The sequence below is a fragment of the Pseudomonas brassicae genome (assembly GCF_010671725.1).
In the GTDB taxonomy this organism is placed as follows: Bacteria; Pseudomonadota; Gammaproteobacteria; order Pseudomonadales; family Pseudomonadaceae; genus Aquipseudomonas; species Aquipseudomonas brassicae.
The window spans coordinates 1-9246 of the sequence record NZ_JAAHBU010000262.1 but is presented as its reverse complement, the minus strand read 5'-3'; the positions used below and the strand labels follow the sequence as shown (position 1 = coordinate 9246).

Genomic DNA, 9246 nt, shown 5'->3' with positions numbered 1-9246 from the left:
TGCCAGCGAAAGGGCCCTCACAGACGCTACAAGGCCCAGGGGCGCGGCTCACCGATCAACTGCCCCTGTACCCCGACAATCCCCATCTCGCGCAACACCTGCAACTCCCCTTCGGTCTCCACGCGCTCGGCGATCAACGGCAGGTCGATGCTGTGCGCGGCGCGCTGGATCGCCTCGATGAACAGGCGCTTGTGCTGCTCCTGGTCGATGGCGCGGATAAAGCTGCCGTCGATCTTGAGATAGCCCAGCCCCAGGTGGGCCAGGTTGCCGATCATGCTGAAGCGCCCGCCGAAATGCTGCAGGCTCAGGCTGAAGCCCAGGCTGCGCAAGCGTCGCGCCAGCTGCTCCAGCGCAGCCTGGTCGGGCAACTGCTCTTCTCCGATTTCCAGCACCAGGCGCCGGCCCAGCGCCGGATGCCGCCCCAGCAGTTCATACACCCGTTGCAACGCCTGCGGGTCGGCCAGGGTCGCCGCCGAAAGGTTCAGCGCCAGCACCTGGTCGTGGCTGGGCAGCTGTGCCAATACCCGTTCGAGCATCAGCAGGTCATGCCGGCTCGACCAGCCGAAGCGCTCCAGCCAGGGCAGGAAGCGCCCGGCGGCGAGGGTCTGGGCATGCTCATCGGACAGCCGCGACAGCACCTTGTAGTGCAACACCCGGCCGAGGTCATCGCTCGCCACCACGGGCTGGAAGAACAATTCGAAGCGGCCCTGCTCCAGCGCCTGCTCCAGCAAGGCATGCCAGCCCTGGCGGTCGGCCCGCGCCACAACCTGCGGCGCCAGGCACGCCCAGCATGGCGTGGCCTGGCTTTGCGCTTGCGCCAGTGCCTCATCAGCCCGCGCCAACAGCGCTGCGGGCGCATCGCCAGGGCTGTACGGGGTGAGCCCGATCCAGGCCACCGGGTTCAGGTCGGATGCCGCCGTCTCGTGCAGGCTGTGCAACGTCTGCTCCAGCTCCTGCACCAGGTGCAGCGCCTCGTCCTGCACCAGGCCAGGCGCCAGCACGGCAAATTCACCGCCGCGGCTACGCGCGATCAGGTTGAGGGTTTTGGGGTAGTGCGCGCAGACGCGCCGCAACTGCTGCGCCACCGCCTGCAGCAGCGCATCGGTACGTTGCCCACCCAGGCGCTGGTTGAGCCCGGCCAGGTCCTGCACGCGCAGCACCAGCAGGTAGCCGGGGCGCGCCTCGTCCAACGGGCTGAGGCGTGCCGCCAACTGCATCTCGAAATACCGCCGGTTGCCCAGCCCGGTAAGGCTGTCTTGCCAGGCCTCGGCACGCAGCGCTTCACTGCGCTGGGCCTGCTCGTGGAACAGCGCCTTGAGCTTCTCGACCATCTGGTTCATCGCCTGTACCACTCGGCGCAGCTCGGGCGTGCGCGGCAACTGCCCCAGGCTGAGGAACTCGCGCCGTGCGATGGCCTGGGACTGCGCCACCATGTAGTCCAGCGGCTTGAGCTGCGGCGTAGCAGCAGCGCACCGAGCAGGGCACTGAGCACGCCACACAGCAGCAGCCAGGCCAGGCTGCCCAGTGCACTGCGCCAGAGCTTGGTCAGGGCGAACATCGGGTGGCTGACCACCTCGACCCGCGCCGCCTGCTGCCAGCCACGGCTGACGATGGCATCACCGCCCGCCGGCTCCAGCCCGATCAGGCCGATGAACCAGCGCGGCACCGCGCCGCGGTCAGGCTCGGCATGGCGCTCGACCAGCAGGGCATTGGACGCCAGGTCGACGACACGGATACTGGCGTAGTAACCGCTGTCGAACATCGAGCTGACCAGCAGTTCGACCATTGCCGGGTCATCGATGTTGGGCGTCAGCGACAGCGCCAGTGCGGTGGCGCCGTCCTGGGCATGCGAGCGCAACTGGTTGACGTATTGGCTACGCGAGCTTTCCAGGCTGACCATGAAGCTGCCGCTGAAGGCGACCACCAGGAACAGGCAGATGGCGAGCAGCAATTGCTTGAACAGTGACATCTGGACTCCTCAATTGACCGGCTCGGCGGGAAAGCCTTCGGCCTGCATCTTTTTCAACAGATCCTGCCAACGCGACAGCCGCTTGCTGTCGCCGACCTTACGGTTGCCGCCCGCGCCGGTCAGCCACATGCCCTCGCCGTTGAACGCATACACCGGCAACAGGTCGCTACGCTGGCTGGCCGGCTCGATACTGTCGATCAGGCTGTCGAGCACCAACGGCATGGCCTCTGGAGTGGAATAGTAGGTCAGGACCATGTGCGCGCGATTCTGGCGCAACGCCTTGACATAGGTGATGCGCAATTTTTCGCTGGCAATGCCCAGGCGACGCAGGCTGAAATATTTGGCGATGGCGTAGTCTTCGCAGTCGCCGGCCCCCTTGATCAACGACTGGATGGGCGTGGCCCAGTAGTCGACCTCGCGCCACAGGTCGAGGTCTTCGACATAGCGCAACTGGCTGTTGAAGAACTGGTTGACCACCTGCAGTTGCTGGGTTTCGTCGAGTTGCCTGCTGGTGGCGAGCAGTTGCTGCCAGGCATCGATACGCTGCTGGCCGGCGCCGAGCGGCCCGTACAGGGCCTGGGCCTTGCGGCTGATCTGGGAGAAATCCCACTCTGCGCGCAGGTTGCCCAGCAACACACAGCCGAGCAGCAGCGCCAGGCCAGCCCGGCGCAGGGTCAGAGGGAAAGCCCATCGTATCGCCAAGGCCGGCGGTCCATGCAGAACGTGGAATCGCGATGGTGCAGGCTGGGCAGGCAAAAGACAATGGCGCACGGCGGCGAGCTTCCCAAGCGCTGCGACTTCATTCACGATAGTTGACGCGTAAGCCAGCGGGCCACCAGCGACCCGCATTTGACAGGCTTAAACGTCAACACTAGGGTCATTGGATCCAACTTCTATCGCTAGCAGGGCAGTCAGCGTGGCCGAAAAAATCAAACTCCTGAGCATCCTGGGCGACGAGCAGGTGCCCGCCCACCTGGCGCGCAGCGTGATTGAAGAGCGCTTGCGCAGCGCCATTCTCGATGGCCGGCTGGCGCCGGCATGGCCTTGCGCCAACAGGAACTGGCCACGCTGTTCGGTGTGAGCCGCATGCCGGTGCGCGAAGCGTTGCGCCAGCTGGAGGCGCAATCGCTGTTGCAGGTGGTGGCGCACAAGGGCGCAGTGGTGGCACCGCTGATCGGTGAAGATGCCGTGGACGCCTATGGCCTGCGGGTCATCCTCGAGAGCGAAGCGCTGCGCCAGTCGGTGCCCTTGCTGGATGGCGAGGATATCGCCCAGGCGCGCCGTTACATCGAGCAACTGGAAAACGAAACCCGCCACGCCGAAATCGGCCAGCTCAACCGGCTGTTGCACATGACCCTGTACCGCAGGGCACCGAACCAGAAGCTGTTGCGCCTGATCGACAGCGAGTTGTGCGAAGAGGCACGCTTCCTGCGTTTTCACCTGTCGTCGATGGGCCTTGGCAAGCTGACCCAGGACGACCATATCGCCCTGGTGGACGCAGCGCAGCACAAGCGTGTGGATGAGGCCGTGCACCTGCTCGAGCAGCACCTGAACAAGGGCATGCAGGCCATCAGGCAGTACCTGACCCGCCAGCCGCAGCGCTGAGGGCGCCGCCGGTTGCAAATTGTTCGAGGCGCTATAACAATGAGACTAATTATCATTTATGACCCCGACAGCGCGCCTCCATGCCCTCTCACGACTCCGTGCACACGCTCTATCGGCAACATCACAGTTGGCTGAACACCTGGCTGCGCTGCCGGCTGGGCAATGCCGCCGATGCCGCAGACCTGGCCCAGGACACCTTCGTGCGCCTGTTGCAGCGCCACGAACAGCTGGAGCTGAGTGCACCGCGTGCGTTTCTACGCACCATCGCGCGCGGCCTGGTGATCGACCATTGGCGCCGCGCGGAGCTGCAGCGCGCCTACCTCGAAGCCTTGGCACACCTGCCTGAGGCCCAGGTGCCCTCGCCGGAAACCCGTGAACTGCTGCTGGAGCTGCTGGAACGCATCGCGCGCCTGCTTGACGGGCTCAAGCCCAAGGTGCGCACCGCGTTCCTGCTGGCCCAGTGCGAAGGCCTGAGCCACAGGCAGATCGCCGAACAGATGGGTATTTCGCTGCGCTCGGTAGAGCGCCACGTGGCCGATGCGCTGTACCACTGCTACGTGTTGCGCTATGAACCCTAGCCCACACGTGGTCAAACAGGCCATCCACTGGATGCTGCGGGTACGCGAAAGCGGCGACAGCCCGCACCTGCTGCTGCAGTGCGAACAATGGCGCAGTGCCCACCATGAGCACGAACTGGCCTGGCAGCGGGTGCACAGCCTGCAGCAGGAAATGAACCTGCGCGCGGTACCCGGCGCAGGCGTGGTGGCCCTGCAGACCCTGGAGAGCAGCCAGCAACGCCTGCAACGGCGCCAGGCGCTGAAGCTGCTCGGCGGGGTGTTGGCAATGGGCTCGGCAGCCTGGCTGGGCAAGGACCTGGGCGTACTCGACCCCTGGACATCGGATGTTGCCACCGCCACCGGCGAGCGCCGCAGTGTGCGCCTGCCGGACGGCACCGTGCTCGACCTCAACACCCACACGGCAGCGGACCTTGCGTTCGATGATCGCCAGCGCCTGGTGCAGCTCAAGCATGGCGAGCTGATGCTGACCTGTGCCCAGCACCCGGCCGGTGCCGCAGGGCGACCACTGTGGGTCAGGACCCGCGAGGCCCTGCTCGAAGGTTTCGACGGGCGCTTCGTGGTGCGCCAGGAACGCAACTGTACCCGCGTGAGTGTCAGCCAGGGCAACGTGGCAATCCACTCGCCCGGCGCTGGCGGCCTGCAATGGGTACGCAGCGGCGAAGCCTTCCTGGTCGATGCACAGGGCGCAACACCGGTGCAGCAGCAAGACATGGATGCCGGCGCCTGGGCTGACGGGCTGATCGTTACACGCAGCATGCGCCTGGGGGACTTCCTCGACGAGGTGGCGCGTTATCGCCATGGCTACCTGAGCTGTACACACGACATCCGCAACCTGCGCCTGTCCGGGGTATTTCGCCTCGAAGACACCGACAAGCTGCTGCAACTGTTGCCCCAGACGCTGCCGGTCAAGGTCAGCTACCGCACGCGCTGGTGGGTGCGCCTGGAACGGCTGGCGTGAGCGCCTGATTTTTTTGGCGGGGTTTTTCGCTGAGTCCGGCTAGGTCAGTAAGCCACTCCATTCTGCCTTACCGACCCTACGGATACCTTCATGCGCAAAGCCCTGCCCCTGCTGCAGCCTGATGACAGTAATGAGTTTCAACCTGTCTTAGATTCACTCCTCGGCAAAGCCGTGCGTGCCGCGCTGTTCGGTACGCTCATAAGCCTTGTCGGCGTTCCGCTGGCAGCGCTGGCACAGCCGGCGAGCAGCGTCAGCCAGCAGTATGCGATTGCCGCAGGCTCACTGGACGAGGTGCTCAACCAGTTTGCGCGCCAGGCCGGCATCACCTTGTCGAGCACCCCACAAATGACCCAGGGTGCGCAGTCGCCCGGCCTGCAGGGCCGCTATGCCACCGACCAGGCCCTGCGCCGGTTGCTGGAAGGCTCGGGCCTGGAGGCGGTGAGCCAGGATGGCAGCCGCTACGTGCTGCACGCCGTGGCACAGGACGCCGCCCTCGCGCTGCCGAGCAGCGATGTGCGTGGCTTCGCCCTGGGCAATGCGCTGGGCAGCATGGAAGGCTACAACGCCACCCACAGCCAGGTGGCGACCAAGACCAGTACCGCGCTGCTGGAGACCTCGCAGTCGGTCTCGGTGGTCACGCGTCAGCAGATGGACGACCAGGGCGCGCAGACGGTCTCGCAGACCATGCGCTACACCCCCGGCGTGCTGACCAACCCGTATGGCGCGACCCACCGCTATGACTATGTGGCGATGCGCGGCTTCAACGATGGGTCGGTCGACAATATCTACATCGACGGCCTGAAGTCGATGGGCGACAGCGGCACCTTCAGTACCCTGCAGATCGACCCTTATTTCCTTGAGCGCGTGGATATCCTCAAGGGCCCGTCTTCGGTGCTGTATGGCCGCAGCTCGCCGGGCGGGCTGGTGGCGCTTACCACCAAGAAGCCGCTGTACCAGCCCCTTCGCCAGGTGCAGGCCAGCGTCGGCAGCCAGGGCCAGCGTGGCGTGGGCTTCGACTTCAGCGGCCCGCTGGACGAGGACAAGCGCATCGCCTATCGCCTGACCGGCCTGACGCATCAGTCCGACACCCAGTTCGACCACAACGAAGAAAAACGTTACGCCCTGGCGCCGACGCTGAGCATCGACTTCAGCGAAGACACCTCGCTGACGTTGCAGGCTTACCTGCAGAACGATCCGGAGGGCGGCTACCACGCCGGCGTACCAGCCGATGGCGCGCTGCACCAGCGCAATGGCCAGCGTATTTCGGAGCACTTCTTCGAAGGCGAGCCGGGCGTCGACAGTTATAAGCGCAACCAGCAGTCGTTCGGCTATCAGTTCGAACATCGCTTCAATGACGTGTTCACCGCCCGGCAGAACTTCCGCTACCTGGACTCGACGGTGGCAATGGACCAGGTGTATGCCTGGGGCTACACGTCGCCCACCAGCAACAGCCTGAACCGTTACTACACCGGTGCCGACGAGAAGCTGCACTCCTACATCATCGACAACATGCTGCAGGCCGAGTACTTCACCGGCGCGGCCAAGCACACCACGCTGGTGGGCCTGGACTACCAGCGACGCAAGACTGTCGTCGACTGGACCAGCGGCGGCGTGGCACCTATCGATGCCTTCAACCCGCAGTACGGCAACTCGCAGATCACCTATTACGCGCCGACCAGCTACACGCGGCGCCTGCAGCAGACCGGCATCTATGCCCAGGACCTGATCGAGCTGGATAAATGGCGCTTCTCCTCGGCGTGCGTCAGGACTGGGTGAAAACGTCGGATGAAAATCGAATCGCCGAGCCCACCCGCCCGCTGGGCACCCAGATCAGCGATGACCGCACCAAGCTCACCGGCCGCGCAGGCGTGCTGTACCTGTTCGACAATGGCATCGCGCCGTACCTGAGCTATTCGGAGTCGTTCAACCCCAACTCTTATGCCGACGCCGCTGGCAACCCGCTGGCCCCCACCGAGGGCACCCAGTGGGAGGCCGGGATCAAGTACCAACCACCGGGCACGGATAACCTGTTCACCGCCTCGGTGTTCCGCATCGAGCAAGAGAACCTGGCCACCAAGCAGCCGCAGGACAATTTCTACTACCCCGTCGGGCAAGTACGCTCCCAAGGCCTGGAGCTGGAAGCGCATGTGCAGGTGACCGACAACCTCAAGGTGCTGGGCAGCTACACCTTCACCGATATCGAGTACAGCAAGCCGATGCCGAGCACGCTGTTGGGCAGCACGCTCGACAACCAGGGCAACTCGCCCACCCAGGCGCCCAAGCAGATGGCCTCGCTGTGGGCAGACTACAACCTGCGCCAAGGCGCGCTGGACGGTGTGCGTATAGGCGGTGGCGTACGTTATGTGGGCTACAGCTGGGCGGATGCGGAAAACACCATGAAGGTGCCGTCGTACACCCTGTTCGATGCATCGGTGGGCTATGACCTGGGCAAGGTAGGGCTCAAAGGGGCGGATGTGCGGCTCAATGCCAACAACCTGACCAATGAACGCTATGTCGCCTCGTGCGCGAGCCTGAGCTACTGCTACATGGGTGAAGAGCGCAATGTCAGCGCCACGCTCAGCTATCAGTTCTGACCCTACCCCATGAACCGCAAAGCCAGTGCCTGATGTAGGGCGCTGGCTTTGTCGCATCTGGCGACCTGATCTGGAATGTTCACCATGCGCTCTGTGTACGTCGTGCTGCACCGTTACATCGGCCTGGCCACCGCGCTGTTCCTTGCCCTCGCAGGACTGACCGGCAGTGTGCTGGCGTTCAATCACGAGATCGACGAATGGCTGAACCCTTCGTTCTATGAAGCACCTGCCAAGGGCTTGCGGCAGGACCCTGGCAACCTTGTGGACAACATTCAAGCCGCACACCCGCGGCTGCAGGTCTGGTACATGGAGTATCCCCATGAGCCAGGGCATGCGGCGTTGCTGGCCATGGTGCCGCGCAACGACCCGGCGACCGGCCAGCCGCATGCCGAGAAGAACAGTGTGTTCTACCTTGATCCGGTCAGCGGCGAGACGCTCGGCCAGCGCTACTGGGGCGAATGCTGCTTTTCGCGGGAGAACTTCATGCCGTTCATGCTTGAACTGCATTACCGCCTGACCCTTCCCGGTAACTGGGGATTGTTGCTGATGGGCGTGGTGGCCATCCTGTGGGTGCTGGACTGCTTCATCGCAGTGCTGCTGACCCTGCCGCGCGGGCGACCGTTCTGGCGCAAATGGAGCACTGCCTGGAAGATCAAGGGCGGGCATGCCTATCGCCTGAACATGGATATCCACAGGGCTGGCGGATTGTGGCTGTGGTTGCTGCTATTGCCGGTGGCGATCAGCAGTGTGGCGATGAATCTGCCCAGCCAGGTGTTCAAACCCGTGGTGTCCATATTTTCGCCGGTAGAGCCGAGCGTCTATGAGGCCCGTAGCAGGCTGCCAAAGGAAGAACTGGGGCAGACGCTGCTGAACTGGCATCAAGCCCATCAGTTGGCTCGCCAGGAGGGTCAGCGGCTGGGGCTGACGGCCCCCATCGGCGAGCTGTACTACAGCTTCGAGTACAACTTTTATGGGGCAGGGTTCGGGCAGCACGACACCGATGCGCAGGGCAAGTCGTGGCTGTTCTTGCATGGCACCGATGGGCGCCTGCTGGGCAAGGAGATCGCCGGCCAGGGCACCCTGGGGGAACAGTTCTACCGGCTGCAACTACCGATACATGGCGGCAGGATCATCGGTACGACAGGCCAGGTGATGATTGCGCTGCTGGGGGTGGTGATTGCGCTGTTGTCGGTGACGGGGGTGTATATCGGGTGGCGCAAGTTGCTGGCCCGGCGCAGTAGCAAGGGACGCCGGGCAGCCCAGGCGTAAAGGCCGGCTCCGCCCACACAGTCTCCAGCCCCTGAAAAGACAAAACCCCTGTCAGCAACGCTGACAGGGGTTCTGGAATTCAATCTTGACGATGACCTACTCTCACATGGGGAAACCCCACACTACCATCGGCGATGCATCGTTTCACTACTGAGTTCGGGATGGGATCAGGTGGTTCCAATGCTCTATGGTCGTCAAGAAATTCTGTGTGCCGGATCGTTCGTGCGAACGAGCCAGCGAAATTCTTGATGCTTCTACTCTATAAAGACAAAA

The 9246-nt window shown here is 63.9% G+C and carries 4 protein-coding genes, 1 rRNA gene and 3 pseudogenes; 5 read left to right on the top strand and 3 right to left on the bottom strand.

The annotated features are described in order from the left end of the window. Positions 1-26: 26 nt before the first annotated feature. Together lapD and lapG are read right to left on the bottom strand one after the other, a co-directional pair. Positions 27-1969 (bottom strand): annotated as a pseudogene (lapD, locus tag G3436_RS17615) (cyclic di-GMP receptor LapD). A gap of 9 nt (positions 1970-1978) precedes the next feature. After that, a complete protein-coding gene (gene lapG, locus G3436_RS17610) occupies positions 1979-2671 on the bottom strand; it encodes a cysteine protease LapG (protein ID WP_243667203.1) in 693 nt (230 codons plus the stop codon). Between the two features lie 214 nt (positions 2672-2885). Here lapG and G3436_RS17605 point away from each other — a divergent pair. The 5 genes and pseudogenes from G3436_RS17605 (at position 2886) to G3436_RS17585 (ending at position 8973) form a co-directional block, all read left to right on the top strand. Then, a pseudogene (locus G3436_RS17605) lies at positions 2886-3574 on the top strand (GntR family transcriptional regulator). 80 nt (positions 3575-3654) lie between these two features. After that, positions 3655-4152, top strand: a complete 498-nt coding sequence (locus G3436_RS17600) for a sigma-70 family RNA polymerase sigma factor (protein WP_163947455.1) — start codon at positions 3655-3657, stop codon at positions 4150-4152. Next, positions 4142-5110, top strand: coding sequence for a FecR domain-containing protein (locus G3436_RS17595; RefSeq protein ID WP_163947453.1), 969 nt, complete (start codon positions 4142-4144; stop codon positions 5108-5110). Before G3436_RS17600 ends, G3436_RS17595 begins: the two co-directional genes overlap by 11 nt. 90 nt (positions 5111-5200) lie before the next feature. Then, positions 5201-7704: pseudogene (locus G3436_RS17590) on the top strand (TonB-dependent siderophore receptor). Positions 7705-7788: 84 nt separating this feature from the next. Next, positions 7789-8973, top strand: a complete 1185-nt coding sequence (locus tag G3436_RS17585) for a PepSY-associated TM helix domain-containing protein (RefSeq protein WP_163947450.1) — start codon at positions 7789-7791, stop codon at positions 8971-8973. Between the two features lie 83 nt (positions 8974-9056). Here G3436_RS17585 and rrf read toward each other — a convergent pair. Then, positions 9057-9172, bottom strand: a 5S ribosomal RNA gene (rrf, locus tag G3436_RS17580). Between the last annotated feature and the right edge of the window lie 74 nt (positions 9173-9246).